The 22,410-nt window shown below is 42.1% G+C and carries 23 protein-coding genes; 10 read left to right on the top strand and 13 right to left on the bottom strand.

Annotated features, from left to right (window positions below; genetic code table 11):
* Nucleotides 1–56: 56 nt before the first annotated feature.
* From D9T12_RS11720 to hisB, 6 genes are all read right to left on the bottom strand, one after another.
* Nucleotides 57–377: a histidine triad nucleotide-binding protein gene (locus tag D9T12_RS11720; protein WP_130538343.1), complete on the bottom strand. Its 321-nt coding sequence runs from the start codon at nt 375–377 to the stop codon at nt 57–59.
* A 182-nt stretch (nt 378–559) separates the two neighbouring features.
* Nucleotides 560–907 carry a phosphoribosyl-ATP diphosphatase gene (locus D9T12_RS11715; protein ID WP_130538342.1) on the bottom strand — a complete coding sequence of 116 codons (348 nt, stop codon included), beginning with the start codon at nt 905–907 and terminating at the stop codon, nt 560–562.
* A complete protein-coding gene (hisF, locus tag D9T12_RS11710) occupies nt 904–1,677 on the bottom strand; it encodes an imidazole glycerol phosphate synthase subunit HisF (RefSeq protein WP_130538341.1) in 774 nt (257 codons plus the stop codon). The genes D9T12_RS11715 and hisF overlap by 4 nt, the downstream gene beginning before the upstream one ends.
* A 4-nt stretch (nt 1,678–1,681) precedes the next feature.
* A complete protein-coding gene (hisA, locus tag D9T12_RS11705) occupies nt 1,682–2,425 on the bottom strand; it encodes a 1-(5-phosphoribosyl)-5-[(5-phosphoribosylamino)methylideneamino]imidazole-4-carboxamide isomerase (RefSeq protein ID WP_130538340.1) in 744 nt (247 codons plus the stop codon).
* 35 nt (nt 2,426–2,460) lie between these two features.
* Nucleotides 2,461–3,099 (bottom strand): imidazole glycerol phosphate synthase subunit HisH, encoded by a 639-nt coding sequence (gene hisH, locus D9T12_RS11700; RefSeq protein ID WP_130538339.1) that lies wholly within the window; start codon nt 3,097–3,099, stop codon nt 2,461–2,463.
* Nucleotides 3,099–3,686, bottom strand: coding sequence for an imidazoleglycerol-phosphate dehydratase HisB (gene hisB, locus D9T12_RS11695; RefSeq protein ID WP_130538338.1), 588 nt, complete (start codon nt 3,684–3,686; stop codon nt 3,099–3,101). The genes hisH and hisB overlap by 1 nt, the downstream gene beginning before the upstream one ends.
* A 436-nt stretch (nt 3,687–4,122) precedes the next feature.
* On the opposite strand from hisB, the gene ccoN reads away from it, so the two are divergent.
* The 9 genes from ccoN (at nt 4,123) to ccoS (ending at nt 13,317) form a co-directional block, all read left to right on the top strand.
* Nucleotides 4,123–5,553 (top strand): cytochrome-c oxidase, cbb3-type subunit I, encoded by a 1,431-nt coding sequence (gene ccoN, locus D9T12_RS11690; protein ID WP_130538337.1) that lies wholly within the window; start codon nt 4,123–4,125, stop codon nt 5,551–5,553.
* Nucleotides 5,554–5,627: 74 nt separating this feature from the next.
* Nucleotides 5,628–6,458 carry a cytochrome-c oxidase, cbb3-type subunit II gene (ccoO, locus tag D9T12_RS11685; protein WP_130538336.1) on the top strand — a complete coding sequence of 277 codons (831 nt, stop codon included), beginning with the start codon at nt 5,628–5,630 and terminating at the stop codon, nt 6,456–6,458.
* A complete protein-coding gene (locus D9T12_RS11680; protein ID WP_240693189.1) occupies nt 6,458–6,643 on the top strand; it encodes a cbb3-type cytochrome c oxidase subunit 3 in 186 nt (61 codons plus the stop codon). The genes ccoO and D9T12_RS11680 overlap by 1 nt, the downstream gene beginning before the upstream one ends.
* A 49-nt stretch (nt 6,644–6,692) precedes the next feature.
* Complete coding sequence (ccoP, locus tag D9T12_RS11675) at nt 6,693–7,625, top strand: cytochrome-c oxidase, cbb3-type subunit III (protein ID WP_130538335.1); 933 nt, start codon at nt 6,693–6,695, stop codon at nt 7,623–7,625.
* 65 nt (nt 7,626–7,690) lie between these two features.
* Nucleotides 7,691–7,831, top strand: coding sequence for a hypothetical protein (locus D9T12_RS12455; protein WP_165395115.1), 141 nt, complete (start codon nt 7,691–7,693; stop codon nt 7,829–7,831).
* A gap of 301 nt (nt 7,832–8,132) precedes the next feature.
* Nucleotides 8,133–9,605: a cytochrome c oxidase accessory protein CcoG gene (ccoG, locus tag D9T12_RS11670; RefSeq protein WP_130538334.1), complete on the top strand. Its 1,473-nt coding sequence runs from the start codon at nt 8,133–8,135 to the stop codon at nt 9,603–9,605.
* A 137-nt stretch (nt 9,606–9,742) separates the two neighbouring features.
* Complete coding sequence (locus D9T12_RS11665; RefSeq protein ID WP_130538333.1) at nt 9,743–10,261, top strand: FixH family protein; 519 nt, start codon at nt 9,743–9,745, stop codon at nt 10,259–10,261.
* A 315-nt stretch (nt 10,262–10,576) separates the two neighbouring features.
* The gene (locus D9T12_RS11660) at nt 10,577–13,108 is read left to right on the top strand and encodes a heavy metal translocating P-type ATPase (protein WP_130538332.1); all 2,532 of its coding nucleotides are present in this window, start codon (nt 10,577–10,579) and stop codon (nt 13,106–13,108) included.
* An 11-nt stretch (nt 13,109–13,119) separates the two neighbouring features.
* Nucleotides 13,120–13,317 carry a cbb3-type cytochrome oxidase assembly protein CcoS gene (gene ccoS / locus D9T12_RS11655; RefSeq protein ID WP_130538331.1) on the top strand — a complete coding sequence of 66 codons (198 nt, stop codon included), beginning with the start codon at nt 13,120–13,122 and terminating at the stop codon, nt 13,315–13,317.
* 26 nt (nt 13,318–13,343) lie between these two features.
* Here ccoS and D9T12_RS11650 read toward each other — a convergent pair whose 3' ends face one another.
* Together D9T12_RS11650 and D9T12_RS11645 are read right to left on the bottom strand one after the other, a co-directional pair.
* Nucleotides 13,344–14,153, bottom strand: coding sequence for a methyl-accepting chemotaxis protein (locus tag D9T12_RS11650; protein ID WP_130538330.1), 810 nt, complete (start codon nt 14,151–14,153; stop codon nt 13,344–13,346).
* Nucleotides 14,105–15,151 (bottom strand): HAMP domain-containing protein, encoded by a 1,047-nt coding sequence (locus D9T12_RS11645; protein ID WP_130538329.1) that lies wholly within the window; start codon nt 15,149–15,151, stop codon nt 14,105–14,107. The genes D9T12_RS11650 and D9T12_RS11645 overlap by 49 nt, the downstream gene beginning before the upstream one ends.
* Nucleotides 15,152–15,405: 254 nt before the next feature.
* Here D9T12_RS11645 and D9T12_RS11640 point away from each other — a divergent pair, with 254 nt between their 5' ends.
* Nucleotides 15,406–17,319 carry a cyclic nucleotide-binding domain-containing protein gene (locus D9T12_RS11640; protein ID WP_165395114.1) on the top strand — a complete coding sequence of 638 codons (1,914 nt, stop codon included), beginning with the start codon at nt 15,406–15,408 and terminating at the stop codon, nt 17,317–17,319.
* An 83-nt stretch (nt 17,320–17,402) separates the two neighbouring features.
* On the opposite strand, the gene D9T12_RS11635 is transcribed toward D9T12_RS11640, so the two are convergent.
* The 5 genes from D9T12_RS11635 to D9T12_RS11615 all read right to left on the bottom strand — a co-directional run bounded on the left by D9T12_RS11635 (nt 17,403) and on the right by D9T12_RS11615 (nt 22,324).
* Complete coding sequence (locus D9T12_RS11635; RefSeq protein ID WP_130538327.1) at nt 17,403–18,359, bottom strand: patatin-like phospholipase family protein; 957 nt, start codon at nt 18,357–18,359, stop codon at nt 17,403–17,405.
* Between the two features lie 28 nt (nt 18,360–18,387).
* On the bottom strand, nt 18,388–19,047 hold the full coding sequence (locus tag D9T12_RS11630) for a hypothetical protein (protein ID WP_130538326.1): 660 nt from the start codon (nt 19,045–19,047) through the stop codon (nt 18,388–18,390).
* On the bottom strand, nt 19,044–19,646 hold the full coding sequence (locus D9T12_RS11625; protein WP_130538325.1) for a hypothetical protein: 603 nt from the start codon (nt 19,644–19,646) through the stop codon (nt 19,044–19,046). The genes D9T12_RS11630 and D9T12_RS11625 overlap by 4 nt, the downstream gene beginning before the upstream one ends.
* Nucleotides 19,647–19,844: 198 nt before the next feature.
* Entirely contained in the window at nt 19,845–20,186 is a 342-nt protein-coding gene (locus D9T12_RS11620; RefSeq protein WP_130538324.1) for an Hpt domain-containing protein, read from the bottom strand.
* 56 nt (nt 20,187–20,242) lie between these two features.
* The gene (locus tag D9T12_RS11615; protein ID WP_130538323.1) at nt 20,243–22,324 is read right to left on the bottom strand and encodes a two-component system response regulator; all 2,082 of its coding nucleotides are present in this window, start codon (nt 22,322–22,324) and stop codon (nt 20,243–20,245) included.
* Nucleotides 22,325–22,410 lie beyond the last annotated feature (86 nt).

The raw sequence follows: 22,410 nt of genomic DNA, 5'->3' as shown, positions 1-22,410 counted from the left end.
CCTCTAAATTGAGTGATTGTGCGATAGTTATAACTGAATATTACGCCAATGTTTATCTAATTTCCAAGTAAGTGAATATGAATATGGAAAACTTCTTGTCCGCCTGATTCACCGGTATTGATTTGTGTACGAAATCCATCGAGTCCTTGTGCGGTTGCCAGCTGAGGAAGTAGCAGCATCATGTGAGCCATGATGTCTTTGTCTTCAGGGCCTAAATCAAATAGGGTGGGTATAGGTTTTTTAGGAATCACTAATAAATGTATGCGTGCTCGTGGGTTGATGTCGTGAATGACAATGCACTTTTCATCTTCATGAATAATATCCGCAGGGATTTCGCGGTCAATGATTTTGCTAAAAATTGATTTTTCTTGATTCATTGAGGGTTCCTTCCTATAAATCGTAAATAATACCGGCCGGTAAGTTTTTTAGAAAAGTGTTTTCAGAATTCGCTAGAACAAACGCGAAAAAGATTTTTGTCGAGAAGCGGAGCGCAGTTTACATATAAGTAAATGAGCAACGTATCGCAGATAAAAGTCTTTTGTAGCAAGTTCTAGTAGAATTATGAATCACTTCGGCTGGCTTTTTCGTCATGGCCGGATAAACCAAAACGACGTTGAAATTCTTCTGTAATCGCATCTGAAGAGATATCTTTGTGTGCCAATAATACCAAGCTATGGAACCATAAATCGGTTACTTCATAAATAAGATGCTCTTTATCTTTTTCAAGGTTTGAGTGGTCATGATCTTTTGCTGCCATGGCAACTTCAAGTGACTCTTCTTGGATTTTTTTCAGGATTTTTTCAGTGCCTTTTGCATAAAGACTTGCGACATAAGATTTATCGGCTGCTTCTGATTTACGAGCTTCAAGCACGTCATCAAGTTGCTGAAGGATGGTTTTATCGTTCACAGTCTTACCTCAATACCTTGGTTGGCCATAGCCTGTTTGGCTTCTTGTACTGTATGTTCTCCAAAATGGAAAATCGAAGCGGCTAACACCGCTTCTGCACCGCCGATTTTGACGCCATCGACTAAATCTTCGAGTTTGCCGACACCGCCGGAAGCAATCACTGGAATTTTTACGTTTGAGGTAATCGCGTGCATCAGTTCGTTGTCAAAGCCACTTTTGGTGCCATCTCTATCCATTGAGGTGACCAGCAGTTCACCGGCGCCATAAGCTTCCATTTTTTGTGCCCATTCGACTGCATCAATTCCTGTTTCTTTGCGACCACCATGAGTGAAGATTTCCCACTTATTGGGTTTGCCTTCGGCAGAAACTTTTTTGGCATCGATTGCCAATACAATGCATTGTGAACCAAATGCATCGCAGGCTTCTTTTACGAATTCAGGGTTGTAGATCGCTGCAGAATTAATCGCGACCTTGTCAGCACCAGCGTTCAGCATGGTTCGAATATCTTCAACTTTACGAATGCCGCCGCCCACTGTGAGTGGAATAAAGACTTGGCTGGCGACTTCTTCGACCATGTGAATCGTGGTGCCTCGACCGTCAGAAGTCGCGGTAATGTCTAAGAAAGTGATTTCGTCTGCGCCTTGCTCGTCGTAGCGTTTGGCGACTTCAACCGGATTTCCTGCGTCGCGAATGTCAACAAATTGCACGCCTTTTACCACGCGGCCATTGTCAACATCAAGGCAGGGAATAATACGTTTTGCTAAACCCATTGATTTATGCCTTTGGTGCCAATTCATCAGAAAGTGTTTGGCCTTCTTTAAAGTCTAAAGAGCCTTCATAAATTGCACGGCCGGTAATTGCACCGGTCACGCCGTCAGCTTCAACTTTTGAAAGGCTGCGAATATCGTCCAAGTTTGTAATGCCGCCTGACGCGATGATTGGGATATTGACCGCTTTTGCCAAGGCTTGTGTCGCTTCGGTGTTGACACCTTGCATCATGCCGTCACGACCAATATCCGTATAGATAATCGCTTCAACACCATCGTTTTCAAATTGCTTTGCCAAAGATTTAACTTCGTAGTCGGTGACTTCTGCCCAGCCATTAATTGCGACCATGCCGTCTTTTGCATCTAAGCCAACCATAATATGTCCAGGGAAAGCTTTACAAGCTTCTGCAACGAATTCTGGGTTGTGAACGGCTTTAGTACCGATAATGCAGTAGCTAACCCCTGCTTTTAAATAGGCTTCGATGGTTTCAAGATCACGAATACCGCCGCCTATTTGAATTGGTAGGTCAGGGTAGGCTTCACGGACTTGGTAAACTGCTTTGTCATTGACTGGTTTGCCATCAAAAGCACCGTTTAAATCAACCATGTGCAAACGACGTGCACCTTGGTCAACCCAACGTTTAGCCATTGCGACAATGTCGCCTGAGAAAACGGTGGCATCTTCCATTACGCCTTGACGTAGGCGAACACATTCGCCATCTTTTAAATCAATTGCTGGGATTAATAACATCTTATAGACCTTTTAAACTTTGAATACTTGAACGATTAATGACCGTTCCAAGATAAGAAATTCTTAAATAGTTGAAGACCGGCGTCAGCAGATTTTTCTGGGTGCGCTTGAATGGCAAATAGATTGTGATCGCACAAAACGGCTGGGAAAGTCTGGCCGTGAGTGGTTTCGCCATAAATAGTGTTTTTGTCTTCTGGGACAACATAGTAGCTGTGTACGTAATAGAAGCGACTGTCTTGTTCAATTCCGTGCCAAAGAGGGTGGTCTTGTGTCTGTGATATTTGATTCCATCCCATGTGTGGCATCTTTAAGGTTGGGTGTTCACTTAAATTGAATTGCGTGACATTGCCTTTAAAAATGTCCAGACAATTAATGCCACTGTTTTCATCGGAGTGTGACATTAGGACTTGTAATCCCATACAGATGCCTAAGAATGGCTTTTCCTTGGCTGCTAGCTTGATAGGCTCTGCCATGCCTGTCTGATTTAGTGCTTGCATACAGGCTTTGGCTGCACCTTGGCCTGGGAAAATCACCGAATCAGCATCGTGAATCACCTGTGGATCCTGAGTGACTACAATGCGTGTCTGGTCATCGGCCATGTGTTCAGCGGCTTTAGATACAGAGCGGAGATTGCCCATGCCGTAATCAACCACGGCGACTAAGCGTTGATTCATTATAGACTTCCTTTGGTTGATGGCATTTTTCCTGCCATGCGTGCGTCTTCAGATAATGCCATGCGAAGGGCGCGACCAAATGCTTTAAAAATAGTTTCAGCTTGGTGGTGAGCGTTATAACCACGGATATTGTCGATATGAAGTGTCGCATTGGCATGGTTTACAAAGCCTTGGAAAAATTCCAGAACCAGTTGGGTTTCAAAAGAGCCAATTTGTTCACGTGTGAAGTCGCAATGAAACTCTAAACCTGGACGGCCAGACAGATCAATCACGACACGTGATAGAGCTTCATCAAGTGGCACGTAGGCATGGCCGTAACGAGTAATGCCTTTTTTGTCACCAATGGCTTGCGCAATTGCTTGACCAAGGGTGATGCCTACATCTTCCACTGTATGGTGGTCATCAATATGCAGGTCTCCGTCAGCGTTAATTTCAATATCCATCATGCCATGACGAGCAATTTGCTCAAGCATATGCTCAAAGAACGGGACGCCCGTATCGAATTTTGCAGTGCCTTCACCATCTAAATTTACACTGATTTTGATTTTGGTTTCTAAGGTGTTACGTTCTACGGTTGCTGTGCGCATCTAACTAAGTCCTGTGAAAATTAATCGCAATATAATAACTGAATTAACCTTGATTTGACATGCTTAAGCGTTCAGTGTGTCAGGTTTTATATACCGGCCGGTAAGAAAATTTATACCATTTGGAGTGTTAAAAAGTTGAATTAGCTCAACAGGATAGCCAATATAAGCTTTTTGTAATATCGGGCTATAAATAATTTTTGGCGTGCAACTTAGGGCGAATTTTGGCAGAATACGAAAGTTTTTTTTGAACAGTTTGTCTGCGTTCATTGAATCAAAAATTGAGAAAAATTGAATAAAGCATTGATGCTGGGCAAGTTTTTCGCCGTTTTTGAGGATTGGGGAGGCGGCTAACGTTATAATCGCAACGTTTTCTGTTTTTACTGTCTTCAGTGAATTCAGGCATACAAACTTTAGACTATATAGGGGAATCCGACTAATGGATACGATAGCTAAGCCTCAATATGATAATGGCGTAGTCAAGTATTTAACGGTGGGTGCAATTGCGTTTTTGGTATTGGGTACTTTTATGGGTACTTTTGCCGCAGCACAGCTTGCATGGCCAGCGTTGAACTTCGACATTGCTGAAATTACGTTTGCTCGTTTGCGTGTAATGCATACGAATACGGTAATCTTCGCATTTGGTGGTATGACCTTGATGGCAACTGCCTTCTATACAGTACAGCGTACTAACGGTGTCAAGCTTTGGAGTAATTCAATGGCTTGGTGGACTGCAATTTTGTTTACGATTGGTCTATTGTTGACCGTTGTTTCTATCTCTTTAGGGATGACAACTGGTAAGGAATATCATGAACAAGAGTGGCCGATTGCCATTGCAATCGCGCTTGTTTGGACTTTGTATACCTTTAACTTCATCATGACAATCGCGTCACGTAACAAAGAGACTCATTCTCACGTTTACGTTTCGAACTGGTTCTTCATGGGTATGATGATTGCGATCACTTACCTTTATGTTGTTAACGGCCTTGCAATTCCTGTTTCATTGTTCCGCTCTTACTCACTATTCTCTGGTGTTCAAGATGCGATGATTCAATGGTGGTGGGGGCATAATGCGGTAGGTTTCTTCCTGACTGCTGGTTTCCTTGCAATCATGTACTACTTCGTGCCTAAGCAAGCACAACGTCCAATCTATTCTTACCGTCTGTCAGTTATCCATTTCTGGGCACTGATGTTTGGTTATGTTTGGTTGGGTGCTCACCACTTGCAATATACAGCGCTTCCAGATTGGACTGGTTCATTGGGTGCGGTAATCTCACTTGCAATGATTATCCCTTCATGGGGTGGTGCGCTTAACGGTATGTTGACACTTTCAGGTGCATGGGACCGACTACGTACGGACTACATTTTACGTTTCTTGATTATTGCTTTGGCTTTCTACGCAATGTCGACCTTTGAAGGTCCAGTAATGGCGGCGAAAACTGTAAATGCTCTATCTCACTATACTGACTGGACGGTTGGCCACGTTCACTCTGGTGCTTTGGGTTGGGTTGCAATGGTTTCAATCGGTGCGCTTTACCACATGGTTATGAAGCTATGGAACACTGAAATGTATTCAATGCAGTTAATTAACTTCCACTTCTGGTTGGCGACAATTGGTACGGTTTTCTACATCGTTGCGATGTGGGTATCAGGTATCATGCAAGGTCTAATGTGGCGTGCTTATGATGAGTACGGTACTCTGGCTTATACTTTCGCTGAATCTGTTGCCGCAATGCATCCTTACTATGCAATGCGTGCCTTCGGTGGATTGTTGTTCTTCTCTGGTGCGGTAGTTATGTTGTATAACGTAGTCATGACAATCCGTATGGCAAACGCGAAAGCGTCTAAACCAGTGGAAGCAACTGCTTAATCCATAACGTAGTGTGCACCTCTGTTTTACAGGGGTGCAGAAAACGGAATTAATGAGTTGAGGAGCAAAAACTCATGTCAAACCATGATGATAAGCCTAAGAATTTACAAGACGGTTTAGAGAGAAATATCTTCGGATTATTTCTTGCTACCGCTTTGGCAGTATCTATCGCAGGGATCGTAGAAATCGTTCCGCTGTTTTATTTGAAATCAGCAGTCGACTATACAGAACAAACCGATAAATACGGTAATGCCAAAAATGAAAAGTTCCCAGAATTGGTTTGGGAACGTACCTTTACGGAAGAAGACGGTAAAATCGTCTCTGACAAAACACTTTATACGATTGATAAAAACGGTAACGAGAAGCTTGTTGACTGGAAAGCAGGTGATGGGGTTCGTCCATACACACCTCTTGAGTTAGCAGGTCGTGATCTTTATCTTCGTGAAGGTTGTTATATTTGTCACTCGCAAATGATTCGTCCGTTCCGTGATGAGCGTGAGCGTTACGGTCACTACTCTTTAGCAACTGAGTCTATGTATGATCACCCAATGCAATGGGGTTCTAAGCGTACAGGTCCTGATTTAGCACGTCTTGGTGGTAAATACTCGGATGAATGGCATGTTATGCACTTAATTCGTCCACAAGATTTGGTACCAGAATCTGTTATGCCAGCCTATCCTTGGTTGTCAGACAACATGGTTTCACAAGATTTCTTCGGCACGAAACGTGATATGAAAAAACGTTTAGAAGTCATGCGTACTCTGGGTGTTCCATATACAGATGAAGAAATTGAAAACGCAGACAAAGCAATTGAAGGCAAAACAGAAATGGATGCAATGGTTGCTTATCTGCAAGTCTTAGGAACGATGGTTAAGCTGGATGACAGCAAAGTTTATCGTGAATAATGAGTAGTTTAGAACGTTATTTCAGCACTGACTGGTCAGCCATGACTGGCCAAGATTGGGCTGGATTGATCATTACGGTTTTGGTTTTCCTAGGAATGGCAATTACATTCTGGATAGCCCTGCGTCCATCGAAACGTAAAGAGATGGAAGAGCAGAAATATAAAATTCTTAATGATGACGACTAGGAGACTGTTGGAAGCTCAACAGCTCCGATCATTCTGAGGAGAAATAACAATGGCAAGTCATAACCCATGGCCAGATGAAGGGAATACTGGTCACATTTGGGATGAAGATCTTCGTGAATTAGATAACCCACCGCCACTATGGTGGATGCTATCGTTCTACGCTGGTTTTATCATGATCATCTTTTACACACTCTATTATCCAGTAATTCCATTAACGGATAAGACGGGTGAATTTACGAAAGGTCTAACTGGCTGGACGCAAATTGAAGAGTACAAAGAAGACTATAAGGTTCTTAAAGATTGGCGTGTTGCGAAGTTCGCAGATAAAGAAGAGCAGCTTGCAGCCATGTCAGTTGATCAAATCTTGAAAGATGAAGAGCTTAAGAATTATGCGGTAGCAACTTCAAAAGTACTCTTTGGTGACTACTGTGCAGCCTGCCACGGTGCTGGTGGTGCTGGTAACCCTAACTTCCCCGTTCTGGCGGATGATGATTGGTTGTGGGGTGGAAACGTCAAACAAATCGAAGCCTCTCTAATCCAAGGCCGAGTAGGCAATATGCCTGCGAAAGGAATGATGGGTAACCTAACTGATGAAGAAATTGATCAAGTAACAGATTACGTTGTTGCACTTTCTGAAGGTAAGGGTAATGATGCTGCTTTTGCTGCCGGTAAAGCGGTTTATGCAAAAGGCATGTGTCTAGCCTGTCACGGTCCAGCTGGTAAGCCTCTTGCACCTGCAGGTGCGGCAAACCTTACTGACCAAATTTGGCGTTTCGGTAATCCATATGAAACTGATCAAGAAAAAATCAGAGAGATGGTTAAGAACGTAGTAACTTATGGTGTTAACGTTAAGAAAGATGGTAAGTACATTGAAGGAACTCGCCAAGCAATCATGCCTTCGTTCAAAGAACGTTTGCCAGATGCAGATGTTAACATCAAGCGTCTATCTGTTTATGTTCACCAGTTAGGCGGTGGCCAGTAAGCAATGAATAAAGGGGGGGTTCCTCCTTTAATTCGTTCCAAACTCTCAATGAAAAGGAGTCGATTATGGGTGATTTAAATAATGACTGGGTACTATGGGGTTCAATTGGCGCTCTGGTACTTTCAATCGTAGCCCTACTTGGTTTTGGTTATAAGGCTTTCCGTGGTATGGAAGGCATGGAAGACAAGGAAGACGAGCAAAAGTAATTTTGCACGCACTGAACATTAAAGCCCGACTTGTTCGGGTTTTTTTGTATTTAAAATTTGTTTAATAAAATACCGGCCGGTATTGATTGTGATGTTTTGATAAACAGACTAAAAGCTTTGTAATAAATAATTTTATCTCGTGAAACCCCTAAGCCCTGTTTAGAATGTGGAATCTTTTATGTGGTTGGCGAATTTCATGGAAAGTTCATTGGAATTTAATTCCAGTTAAGTTTTCGCTGTCCAAATAACGGTATAGTAAATTTTTTAAATTCCAATTGGCTCTTTAAGCAAGGATTGCGATATGTCCGAAAATGAAAAAAACGCCGCGCAAGACGGTACGAGTTCCAACGTCCTCGATAAGCTAAGCGTTGAAACTAGTAATAAAAATCTCGAAAATATCGGGGTTGAATTGCTTCCGATTCATACCGAAGGAACGGTGCATGCCAAACGTATTCCTGGGAACTTTAGAAAGTTTAAATGGTTGGTGGCTTCCTTCTGGATTATTTTATTTGTGGGACCTTATCTTCGATGGGACGGTCAGCAAGCGATTCTATGGGATTTAGCGAATCGACAGTTCCATATCTTTGGTTTGACAATTCTTCCGCAAGATATTTGGATTCTTGCGATGATTTTGCTTTTCTTTGCGTTGCTGCTTGCGGCCTCAACTGCAATAGCTGGTAGACTTTGGTGTGGGTATTTCTGTTTTCATACGGTTTGGACAGATGTGTTTACTTGGATTGAAGAAAAGTTTGAAGGACAGCCAAACAAACGTCAAAAGCTTGATAAGGCGCCAATGAGTTTCGAGAAAATTCGTATCAAGGCACCAAAGCATTTGATTTGGTTGTTGATTGGTTTCGCTACGTCATTCAGTTTTGTGGCGTACTTTACCGATGCGATCGATTTATGGGCACGTCTTTTTACCTTTGAATGGGGCAGTGTTGAAACTACGACGGTTCTTGTTTTAGGGTTCGCAACTTACTTTTTTGCAGGTTTTTTGCGTGAACAAACCTGTATTGGTTTTTGTCCTTATGCAAGAATTCAGGGTGCGATGATTGATACGCAGACTGTGGTACCTACCTATGATCAAGACCGTGGTGAACCTCGTGGTCGTATGAAACGACCTAAGCCTGGAGAAGAGGCTCCGCAATTGGGTGACTGTATTGACTGTAATCTATGTGTAGCTGTTTGCCCAACCGGAGTCGATATTCGTCGTGGGCAGCAGTTTGGCTGTATCACTTGTGGACTTTGTATTGATGCCTGTGACTCAGTCATGGAAAAAATCAAAAAACCTAAAGGACTGATTCGCTACGCTTCTTTGCAAGAGTTTACAGGCAAAAAGCTACCAGCCATCTGGAAGCGACCTCGTGTGATTGTTTATTCATTTATTATGTCTTTTGCGGCAATTATGATTGTATGGGGGCTTTTAAGCATGAGCCCGATTGATGTGAAAGCTCTCCATGAACGTTCACCTCTGTTTATGCAAATGAGTGATGGTTCTATCAAAAATAAATGGACTTTGAAAATTGTGAACAAAGGTGCTGAAATAATGCATGCTCGAGTTCATGTAACGGGTCCTGAAGGTATGAAAGTGGATGTGGCTGACAATATTCAAATTCAGCCTGGGAATGTTGGAACTGCGACCTTGTTTGTTCAAATTCCCCGTAAACAGCTGACGGATACCAATACACCGATTCAGATTCATGTTGAAGATGTAAATAATCCACAAATTAATACAACCTATGACAGTGTGTTTATTGGGCCAAAAGTCCGCTAGGTTTAAGCCCTTAATTTGCTTATAGCCAAGTCAGTGTTTTTTAAGACAGCTTGACTGGCTAATCGCTATAATGCCCCTCTAATCAAAATTTCATTAGTGGGGCTTTTTTGTACCTGCAATAAATTAAAGGATTGAATATGGCTGATAAAAAGGATCAGCGAGATTGGAGTAATGTTTGGAAGAACCCATTCGTTATAGCTTGGGTGACGATCTTAACGATTGTGTTAGCCGTCAATTTTTTCATGGTCAGTATGGCAATTGTTACTAACCCAGGGCTGGTGATTGAGGATTTCTACGAGAAAGGTAAGAATATGGATAAGATTCTTGCTGAACGAAAACGGATGGAAACTTTGGGTTGGCAGCTAAATGTTGATTTGCCACTGATGTCTGAAGGAAAGCCGCAAAAAGTCGTGGTAAGTGTTTTGGATAAAGATGGCAATGCCATGGATGTTGAGACAGCCGTTCTGTATTACTATCGTCCGTCAGATCGAGATCTAGATGGTGAACTACCTTTACAACCGGCCGGTGAAAAAGGGGTTTATACTGCAGATTTCACTTTAACGCCCAAAGGAAAGTGGGATTTGATTATGGAAGTGACGCAAGGCGAGAACCGTTATAGTATTGGGCGTTCAATCATGGTTCAGGATCCAGAATAAAACTCTACTATGACAGGCTGCAAAAGACTTTTTCTGCGATACGCTGCTCATTTACTTTATGTAAACTCCGCTACGTTTCTCGACAAAAGCCTTTTTCGCTGTGCCATAGCGAGTTTGTAAAAGATTATATGGCAGGCTGCAAAAGACTTTTCACCATGAGTTGTTGCTCATTTACCCTGTGGAAGCAGTGCTTAGCTTCTCAATTAAAGCCCTTTGCGCAATGCCCTAGCGATTTTTGTCAGTACCTATAAGTTCCAATCGTTAATTTTAAGCGCCGAGATTTCGGCGTTTTTTGTATTTGAGAGTTTACTAACTATGCAACAAACCTGTTTTCACTGCGGGCAAGCGATTCCTGAAGGGGATTTGATTCTGAAACCAATTGAGGGCGAAGAACGCTCTTTCTGTTGTCATGGTTGTGCTTCGGTTTGTGAAGTGATTTATGAGTCTGGTATGCAGAGCTTTTATCAGCGAACCCCAGAAGGTGAGTTGCTTTCACCGCCACCTGCACCGAACAAAGACATTGAGTTTTATGATTATGACGAAGTTCAAGAGCAGTATGTAAATGAACTGGGTGATCGTCGTGAAATCACTTTGATGTCGGAGACGATTCATTGTGCTGCTTGTGTTTGGCTAATTGAACATACGTTGGCGAAAACCGATGGCATTCTTATGGCTAGGGTGAACTTTACCAATAAGCAAATCAAATTGCGTTGGGATAACTCGAAAGTAAAGTTATCCGACATTATCAAAACTTTGAATAGTATTGGCTACGATGCAACCCCTTACGATGCATCAGTCAGTGAAGCGGCCACTAAAAAGGCTAATCGTGATTTGCTCTATCGACTTGGTTTTGCCGGTTTTGCAATGATGAATGCGATGTGGTTCTCTGTTGCTCTTTACACGGGAGCGAATGAAGACCCTGAATACCGAAATTATTTTCATTGGATTCAGTTAGTCATTGCCACTATTACTCTTGCCTATTCTGGAAAACCGTTTTTTCAAGGAGCTATGACTTCTTTGAAAGGGCGAACTGTTGGAATGGATGTCTCGATTAGTTTGGGAATGCTGACGACCTATTTGTATTCGGTGTGGGTCACTCTTCATCCAGAGAATGTTGGTGATGTGTATTTTGATACCTTAATTGATTTTATGTTTTTGTTGCTTATAGGGCGTTATCTTGAAGCAATTTCCAAAAACAAGGCGGTGGATGCGTCTCGAAGACTAATGGAGTTACAGCCAAAAGTTGCCCGAAGCCTGCAAGATGGTGAAGAAAAAATTGTGCCGGTTAGAGCTTTAATTAAGGGTATGCAAATCTTAGTCAAACCGGGTGAACAATTTCCTGTAGATGGCCAAGTCATAAAAGGCGAAGGATTAGTGAATGAGTCCATGCTCAGTGGTGAATCACGTGAAGTTCGCAAACAAACAGGTTCAAAAGTGGCAGCGGGTACATTGAATGTCGATGGCAGCATGATGGTTGAGGTTGAATCAATTTTACAAAATACTCAGCTTGGACGTATTGTGCACATGGTAGAAGAAGCTCAAGGCTCCAAAGCCCCGATTCAATGCACCGCCGATAAAATCATGCCGTGGTTTGTCACTGTAACTTTAAGTTTGGCGGCTTTTAGTTTTGTCTTTTGGCTGTTTAATGCGGATATCGAATTTGCAATTATGACGGCTACAGCGGTGCTAATTATTACCTGTCCTTGCGCGTTTGGTTTGGCCACACCCATGGCTATTGCTGTGGCTTCAGGGGTTTCGGCTCGGCATGGGATTTTAGTCAAAAATGGCACGGTTTTAGAAACGCTTCGCGATATGGACCATTTTGTTTTTGATAAAACTGGAACGTTGACTAAAGGAAAAATGCAGTTAGCTAGGTTTGAAGCGGAAAATCATTTGTCACCGGCCGGTAAGAAAGCCACTTTTAAAGCGGTTGCCAGTATTGAAAACCGTTCAGAACACAGCTTGGCTCAAGCTTTAGTTGATTCAATTTGTCAGCAAGAAGATTTGCGTGTCAGCCAGTTGCAGGAAGTTGAGCATTTTAAAGCTTTTCCTGGAAAAGGCGTGACAGGAACTGTGGAAGGCGAAAAATGGCACATTGGTACAGCTCGCTGGTTTGAAGAAGAGGATATTGAATTGTCTTTTGATTTGAGAGAGCACACTTTACAGAGAGCTCAAAAAGCGCAAACTGCCGTGTGGGTGGCTAAGAACGCCAAAGTTCAAGGTGTTCTATATCTTGAAGATGAACTTCGTGAAGATGCGGTTGAATTGATTGCTCGTTTGAAAGCTCAAGGCAAGCAAGTGACCTTATTGAGTGGAGATCTGCAGGTTGTTGCGCAGCAAGTTGCTGAAAAACTCGGTGGAATGAATGTGATTGCTGAAGTTTTGCCAGAAGATAAAAACACCACTATTCAAGGACTACAATCCAATGGTGAAAAAGTTGTGATGATTGGTGATGGTATTAATGATGCACCAGCTTTGGTTCGTGCTGATGTTGGAATCGCTCTAGGCTCTGGAACCGATGTGTCGATGGAAAGTGCTGATATTGTGTTAATGAATAACCAGTTGCTGTCGGTTGATACGGCGATTGCGTTATCAAATCGAACCTTACGTACCGTGAAGCAGAATATTGCCAGCTCTATTGCTTACAATATTATCATGGTGCCATTGGCGATGAGCGGTGCTTTAACCCCGTTAATTGCCGCGATTACTATGCCATTGAGTTCGCTAGTGGTTATTGGAAATGCTGCGCGAATTCGCAGCTTTTTTAGTAAAAAAGCCATGCGTAAACGTCAGGCTGTTCACCAGGTCTCTGAGTCAGCACGGAGTTCAAAAGCTCCCCTTGTATAGGAAGATAAGTTATGGATGTGATTTACGTTTTAATTCCATTTGTTTTGATATTTGGATTTTTAGTAGTCGTGGCGTTTATTTGGATGGCAAAAAAAGGTTTTTTTGATGATATGGATGGTCAAGCACATCGTATTTTAATGGATGACGATGAATTTGACCGGCCGGTAAAAAAAGAGGATGAACCAAAAGAAAAAAGTCAGCAGAGCTAAAATGGCTTGAACCGCCCTAAGAAAATTTAGGTTTTATTTCTTGCTGGAGGAGGGAGGACGTTTGTTCCTGTTTTTTCTTCTTGACGCCGAATTGTGAAAAAAGTGATGTATTCACGTAGGTTTTTGGCTAACTTGTGTAGCTCTTCTGATTCATTCTGGGTCTCAGAAATCATTTGAGAATTTGTTTTAGTTGAATGATTGACCATATTAATCACTTCTTGTACTTGAATAACCCCGTGACCTTGTTGCTCGGATGCAACAGAGATTTTAGCGATTTGAACACTGATTTCCTCAATCGAGCGGTTAATATCTGCCAAGGCATTTCCTGATTGACTGACGAGTTCAGTCCCTTGGTCAATTCGGCTGACACTCGATTCAATCAGTTGCTTGATGTCGTGGGCAGCATCTGCCGACTTTTGCGCTAAGTTACGAACTTCGCCAGCGACAACCGCAAAACCTCGCCCATGTTCGCCAGCTCTGGCGGCTTCGACAGCTGCATTTAAAGCCAGTAGGTTTGTTTGGAAGGCAATACTATCAATCAAGGTAACAATTTCAGCAATTTGTTTGCTGGATTCTTGAATGCGTTGCATGGCCTCAATGGTCTTTTGCATTACCTGATGACCTTGTTGCGCTTTTTGCGTGACAGAATTCGCTTCATGTGTGGTCATTTGGGCATTACTGATATTGGTCTGTACTGAACGATTGAGGTCTTCGATTGTGCTTGTGGATTTATCAACTGTTTTCGCTTGTTCTTGCATTTGAAGGTTAATTTCTGAAGAGCCTTGTGCTACTTTGTCAGATGAAAGGTTAACGGATTCTGAAGTATCAATGACCATTTCAACGACTTCGTTAATTTGAAAATGGAATAATTGATTGCGTCTGATAAATCGAGCAGTTGGCCTTTGAAGCGTTCTTTGGGTAATTCTTTGGTTAGGTCTCCCGAAGCTTGTGCTGCGACGACTTCACTAAAAGAGTGTATGGCCATAGCAATGTGTGCGATAGATTCATTGATATGTTGCTTTAAATCAGCCATCTGTCCATAGGCTTCGCACTGGATTTGACCACTGAAATCCCCTTGGTTTAACTGTTGCATTAATTGACTGATTTCATCGATGATCGTCGACATACAATTCATTGCATGATCGACTTTATCTCGGATCGTTCCTTTAACTCTTTCATCGACTCGAACACTAAAGTCTCCATTGGCAATGCCATGCGCAACGTCTTGCAGAGAGGTCATAGTTACTTCGACGCTATCAAAGGTTGAATTAAGGCGGTCTTTTATCTTTTCCAAGTCGCCTCTGGCTTCAAGTCGACAGCGCTGTGAAAAATCACCGTTACTGACTTTTTCTAAGGCATGGCTAAAAGAGTCGAAATTTTTTTCTAAGGAATCAACGAGCACATTAAAGCGCTGAATGACAATGCCAATCTCATCGTGGTGCTTTTGTTCAATTCGCAAGTGAAAATCATTACGGCTGGTTATGTCAACAATGCCTTGCTCTAAACCTTTCAGTGGCCTAACTATTTTATGAATCAGTGTGGCATACATAAGAATAAAGAAAAAACCAGCGGCAATGGGTACAAATCCTAAGAGCACTATATTGGTTTGTTGTAAGGTCTGTATTTCTTTGCTTAGAGCTTGGCTAACCATTTGATTCGCTATAGATTGGCTTTGGACTGTTTGCCATAGCTCGGAAATGTCATCAATAGCGTTTCCAAGATAGGCAAAAGCACTGGTAAAGAAAATGCCTGTAATCAACATCATAACTAGCAGTAAATTGCTTAGAGTCGAGACTTTAGTTCGACTCCAGATGGACGAATGGGAAGGTATCATCAGAAACCTCGCAAGTGTTGGATGATTCAAAATTCTGGTTACTATAGGAGCAGGTTATGGTGGGGGCAATTCGATATTTTTGATTACCTGATAGATTTTATTGTCGAGTGCTTTGTCCATTAGAGAAGGTCGGAGTAAACAGTGAACTTTTAAAGTCTTAATGGCGAGAGTGTTTCTTTATCATAAATGTATCACTGAGTTTTGTAGCAGACAGGGTACAATCGATCTAAGTAAAAATGACAAGGGTAAAACTCATGTTGGAATCGATACAGGCAACTTTCTGGCTAGCGTTTTGGATTGGTATTATCAGCGCCATTTCACTGCCGCTTGGGGCTTTGACTATTCGTTTTTGGCAACCGTCCTCACGAATCATCGCGTTATTAATGGCGTTTGGTGCAGGGGCGCTATTGTTTGCATTGACAGTCGATTTATTTGCTCCTGCGATTGCCAATGCGCTTTATTGGCAGGTTAGCTTAGGGGCGGTTATAGGTAGTCTTGTATATTTGTATTTAAACCAGCACTTAAATAGTTGGGGAGGCTTTTTGCGTAAAACGGGCACGACCCTCCAGTTTATGCAGCAAAAGCAGAAGCGCCAAAAGTTAGCGTTTTTAACCTCTATTAATCGTCTATCCTTTTTAAAAAAACTACCCGAAGAGGATAAGCAAAAGCTGCTGTCTTTTATTGAAATCGAAGAGTTTTCTGCTAAAACGGTTTTGTATCAACAAGGTGATTTACATGATGCGTTCTATTTGATTCATTCAGGAACGATTCGTCTTCAAGATCCACAACGTCAGTTAAAAACGTTTATTGAGTTGGAAGCCTCCGATGTCTTCGGGCGCATGGCATTTTTTACACGAATGCCGAATGCTACGCAAGCAGTCGTCGGAGAAAATGCTGAAGTTTGGAAGATTTCTAGAGAAGCATTTAATCAGTTTTTAGAGAGTTCACCGGCGGCTTTAAAGGCTTTTAGAGAGTATTATCAAGAACCACAGCCTGATTATATCGATGCACTTCCACAAGCTACCGATTGTAATTCAGAAATGATGCATTACCTTTGCCAACGGCACAATATGTCAATTGATGTTGCAGACCATCATTTAAATAAGGTTCAAAACCATATTCAGCAATATCATCAGCTTGGTCGAATCGTGCGAAAAGGGCCAACAAATACTCTGAATGTTGAGTTTTTTCAGTCTGCGTTGCTGAAAAGTGAATCTGAATCACAGCTTTTTACGCTGTTTGAGGAATTAAGTCCAAAAGAAAAACAAGCGATTGTGAGTCAGTTTGATTATCGTTTACGTAAACAAGGCGAATGTTTGTATAAAAATCATAGTATGGGCGATTACTGGTTTTTGTTAGATTATGGAGAAGTTGAGTTATTTTTTCCTCAGGAAAAACTTGCTGAACCCGCGTACTTAGGCTCGGGTCGTTTCTTTAGTAGCCGAGCGTTTTTGCTTGGAGGCATTCGATTGAGCACCGCGATTGCTAAAACAGATGTCGGTTATTGGCAGATTTCTCGCGATGATTTTGAATGTTTAATGGTGCAGTATCCAAAAATTTCAGAGGGTTTAAAGCGTTATTTACAAGCGCAAGAAGTCAGAGATTATCTGTTAAAAGATAAAAAGGTCTCAGAGATTGAAGCGACTCATTGGCACAAACAGGCGGTGAAGTCATTAGAGGCTCATAAGTTGCCTGACTTAATGGGTTTGAATGCGCCACCAAAACATCATGTTGCGCCGTATTTAGCGATTTGGTTAGGTATTTTTCTGGACGGGATTCCTGAGTCCTTGACGATTGGTGCGCATATCACTAGTCATGGAGTTTTGAGTTTAAGTTTGATTGCGGGATTATTTCTATCAAACTATCCAGAAGCCTTATCAAGCTCTGCGAGTATGCGTGCACAAGGGTATTCACATCGGCGTATTTTTATCGCTTGGTTTTCGTTAACGCTATTAACGGGTTTGGGCGCCGCGTTTGGAAGTGTGTTTTTTAGTGGTTCAAGTGAATCGGACATCGCTATAGTAAGTGGAATAGCCGCAGGTGCCATGTTGACTGTGATTGCTGAAACGATGTTGCCAGAGTCTTTTGCAAAGGCGGGGTCAATTGTCGGTTTTGTAACCTTATTGGGTTTTTTAACCGCTTTGATGTTTAAGGCGATAAACCCATAAATAATCGACTCTGAATAACTGGCTTTGCCATAAATTAAACGGGTTATTCAGAATCGACTGCATAGCTAAAGTTAAGGAAGATATTACAAGGTCACTTCGTGCAGAAGGTGCTCTTGCTCTTCAATGGCTTTTTTAGCCCAGTATTCACCGGCCGGTATCAATTCATTAGCACGATGAAAATCGTGTGAATTACAGATGTTTGTCGGAATCTCAATTAGGATGTCTGGTGGTGTTCCAGCGATTTGGTAACGTGTGAGCGTGTCTTGCATGGTGTTGAACATGCTCATCATGATTTCGGAAATGGAAAGTGGGTTTTCATTTGAGGAATAGGATTCGGCGCTATCTGACTGGAAGAAGGTGTTTAACTTCTGCCAAGCGAGTTGGAGTTTTGTATTGGATTCGATGTCTGAGTCTTGGGCTTTGGATGTCTGGCTAAGTGCTTCACTTTCGCCTAAAGGTTGATTGAGACGGCGACCGGATAAACTCACTGCAATGGTAATTTGATCTTTTTCCAAGGATTTGGGAGGGATTGGTAATGGATTGAGAATACCACCATCGACTAAAATCTTGTTGTTTTTTGTGACTGGCGTAAAAATTCCGGGTACAGAAATAGAAGCACGAATGGCCTCCAGCAGAGGGCCTTTATTGATCCAGACTTCGCTTTGGGATTTTAAATCGGCTGAGACGGCTGTAAATGGAATGGAAAGTGTTTGAATCTTTTCATCTTTAATCCAATTACCCAGTTGTTGCATTAACTTGTCGCCTTTGATAACGCCACTTTTAAAATTGAGAGATAGGTCTAAATATTTAATGGCATCTAATTTACTGATGCTGGTTACCCATTGTTGGTAGTCATCGAGTTTTCCTACAGCATAGATTCCGCCAATCAGAGCTCCCATTGAACAGCCGGTAATTTCAGAAATCTCAAATCCATTTGCCTCTAGATAACGAATGACTCCAATATGACAAAGCCCTCGAGCCCCTCCTGATCCCAGAACAAGATGGACTTTTTTAGGAGGGATTTGAGAAGAGGTTGTCATAGAATTGGCGTGGCCTATTGATATGCGTTCAAGGATAAGATTGATTGGTGTATTGCAGAGCTTCAGGGCCTTCTGGGTCAATAATCAGTTCTAAGCCTAAGGCATTAAAAAACCAGTGTTCCAGGCCGTCAGATTGTGTCTCTTTGCGGTCAGGTTCACCAAAACGCATTTGAATCGCGCGTTCTGTCAAGTGTTTACGTGGTAGTAAGGTGGCGCTTGAAATTGGCAAATCCATAAAAGATAATTTGTCGGCGTTATACAGCTCAATTTCACGGCCGCCAGTGCTACTCATGACAATTTTTTTACCGTTATCAAACGCTTTTTGTTTGAGCTCTTCCGGCGCTGTAATGCCTAGGGCTAGAGCCGCTTTGATGGAACCTATGTACATCACCGGGAAATAGGCTTCGACGGATTTATTGCTTTCATCTAAGTCAGAGAAAAGTTTTACCTCAACATCTTTACCGTAAAGCTTAATTGCGTCATTTACTGTGGACTGGCCAATGATTAACCCCATTGTTTCCAATTGACCTTGTGCATTGAAATGTGCATTCCAAGGAAGGTTTTTATCATCTACGCCTTCACGGTTTGGTTGAAACAGCAACATGAGCGCAAAAATAATCAAAGAACTGATAAAGACCAACCAGAACATTGGCAATGGACGTTTTTTCTGAGGGATATTTTCACTCATTGTTGTTTCTCGTTGTCATTTTCAGAGGTTTTCTCATCATCGGTGCCTTCGCCTAGCTCTGCATTGGCTTGTTCACCTCGTGGATGAAATTTTTCGATTTTTGCGTCAATAATTCCTCTGCCTGCTTCATAAACTGATATGCCTGTTTGTAGGAAGTTGTAAAGCACGGTAAAGAAAACAACGAGTGCACCAAAGAATAAGCCAATTTTTTCAACAATGGAACTTGAACCTCCTTCTTCAGAGAAGTCATTCATCATCAGGCCGCCACCGAATAGGTTGCCCAGAAGGGTTGCTAGTCCGATGACGATAATGGCGACGCCATAGGCGATTAATAAATTGCGCCCTCTACGCCACGCTAGAATCCAATGAGCGCCAACAAACCAAGAGTTCTCAGCGGCAACTTTTTTTCCATGCAAGTAAATGTAAGCTAAGAATAAGCTCGAAATGAATGGAACTAATAAAAAGTAAGCAGGGTTGCCGTGCCCAATTTCAAGTGAGACTTGAGAAATGGCCAAGTGGGTCAAAATAATATTGATATTGAAAATATGGTGCGGGTTTTTGGCTTTATGCTTATCTTCAGCGGTGACTTCGTAGCGCATTGGGACCTCATTAGGATAATTTTGCAATTGCATTATTATAGGGTGAATTTCAAGCGGTGACTATTTTGTCCAGGGTATTTTCAAGTTTGGCTCAGTTGAACGTTTAAGAATGGTAAAGGTGTTACAAAATAAAAAAACCGGTTTGAAGAATTCCAACCGGCCGGTAATGTTTTAAACTGGTAAAGGCTTTCGCAGAACTTAAAATGTTTTGAGAAAATCTTCTAACGCTGCGGTTACATTCATTGTTTCCGCTTTAATTTTTGCTAGCATGGGTGAAAACTCAGGTGTTACCACGCCATTTTTCGCTGCACTTTCTAGTTCAAGGCAAAGGTTTGGTAGTTCGGTTGCGCCAATATTGGCCGAACTTCCTTTTAAGGTATGACTGTGCAGTTGAACGCCCGCAGCATCTTCTGAGGCAATAGAGCGTTCAATCTGTTCCAATAGGCTTGGGCTGGTGCTGAGAAATGCATCTAATACTTCTTTTAAGTCATCACCGATGATTTCTTTGAGCATATTCAGATTATCTTGATCTACGCACATGGTTTAAATTCCTTTTTCAATATTTTGAGAATCGCGTTCCCAATGAATCATATATTTCATTTTTTGGAAGTGGCTGCAAATTGCAATAACCAATCGTCAAAATCATCGGCAGGCATTGGACGACCATATTTAAAACCTTGGAAAATGTCACATTTTTTCTCGCGAAGAAATTCGACTTGTTCATCTAATTCAACACCTTCAGCAACAACTTCCAGATTGAGTCCTTTGGCTAATGCCAGAATTGTATTGGTAATTGCCTGACCTTCTTTTGTTTCCAAGTTGATGATAAATGAACGGTCAATTTTCAATGTGTCAATTGGAAAACTGTGTAAGTAAGCGAGGGAGGAATAGCCAGTTCCGAAATCATCGATTGCAATATTAACACCCAGTGCTTTTAGAGCTTTGAGTGTGTTAATGTTGGTTTCACCTTCGCCCATTGCCAAGCTTTCTGTGATTTCCAAATCAATGAGGTTTGCGGGGAGTTTAAAGTCCGTCAAGGCTGATTGAACAGTGTTAACCAAATCGGATTGAGCAAATTGTCGCCCTGAGAGGTTGATCCCAATATGAAGGGGGTAGCCTTTGTGATACCACTTCTCCGCTTGTTTAATTGACTCGCGTAAAACATATTCGCCAATTTCAACGATCATTCCTGTGCTTTCTGCAAGTGGAATAAATGAAGCCGGTGAAATCATTCCACGTTCTGGATGAATCCAACGAACGAGTGCTTCGGCTCCAGTGGGTTTTTCTGTTTGAACATCCACTTGTGGTTGATAAAAAACGCGAATTTCGTCATTTTTAATGGCTTGTCTCAGTGCATTTTCCAGTTCAAGTGCGTCCTGAGCCACGGAGTTCATATCACTTTGATAGTATAGATATTGATTTCCACCACGAGATTTGGCTTGTGCGCGAGCCATATTGGCATTATTTAAAAGTTGTTCTGCATTTTTTCCATCATCGGGAAAAGTCGCAATCCCAGAGCTAAAGCTGATATAAAGTTCTTGTTGATTCACCTTAAATGGAGTGGCCATATCTTGGTGAAGGCGATTTAACATCTGATTGAGTTCGGCTGAATTCTTGTAATTGCGAATCAGAATCGCGAATTCATCATTTCCTAAGCGAGCATTAAAATCGTTTGCTCTAGTAATGCGGTTCAAACGCTGGGCAATCGAGCGTAATACTTGATCGCCAAGTTCTTGTCCGAGATTACTGTTGATTTGTTTGAAACGATCAATGTCGCAGACCAAGACTGCACTCGCTTGTTCGGGGAAATCGGTCAAATGATTGGTAATCACTTCATGGAAATGGTTACGATTGGCCAGCGAGGTTAGAGAATCATGCGTTGATTGGTATTGAAGAAGCGTTTCGGCTTTGTGAAGGCGCGTTAGATCCTGTGCGGAACCGGTGATTTTCTCTAATTCGCCTTTTTTGCTATAGTTTGCATCACCCAAAAATTCTATGTGAGTAATGTCTCCATTTGCATTGATGACTCGGAAGCTAACCTGAATGCTAGTTTGACCATTGAGTGTGTCAGCAATGGCTTGACGTACAATCAGTTTATCCTTATCCATAATGTTTTGTGTGAATTGCTCAAATGTCATGTCATTTTGAGCGGGAACGGCAAACATTTTGTAAGCGGAGTTTGAAGCGGTGACTAAGTTTTCTTGGACATCCCATTCCCAGTAACCCAACCGAGCAAGCTTTTGAGCATAGCTTAACTGTGCTTGACTAGATCGCAGTTGATCTTCAATGTTTGCGGTTCTGAGCGAATACTTTACGCGTTGAACCAAAAGACCCCAATTAATCGGTTTGGTGATAAAGTCGGTGGCTCCGGCTTCAAACGCTTCCTCTATGGAGCTGACATCATCAAGTGCGGTTAACATAAGGATCGGAACCGCACGAGATTTTTCAAGTTCTCGGATGGTGTGTGTTGCTTCAAAACCATGAGTAATCGGCATCATCACGTCCATTAAGACTAAATGGGGATGATGCTCCATAAACGCTTGAATGCCTACCTTACCATTCTCAGCCAAAAGGGTTTGATAGCCGGACTTTTGTAGGACTTTGGCAAGGGTCAGCCGAGTGACTTGGTCATCTTCAACAATTAGAATTTTGATTTCATCGTTGTTTGGTACGGGCATTTGAAGTCTTATCACGCAAGTTCAATTGGATGAGTTAAAGTTATCACAGTTTGTTGCACTGAGAAACTAAAAGTCTCCACAAAATT

It is taken from the genome of Thiomicrorhabdus indica, assembly GCF_004293625.1.
Lineage (GTDB): Bacteria > Pseudomonadota > Gammaproteobacteria > Thiomicrospirales > Thiomicrospiraceae > Thiomicrorhabdus > Thiomicrorhabdus indica.
Note: the sequence above shows the minus strand (reverse complement) of the source record. Positions and strands in the feature narration are given on the sequence as shown.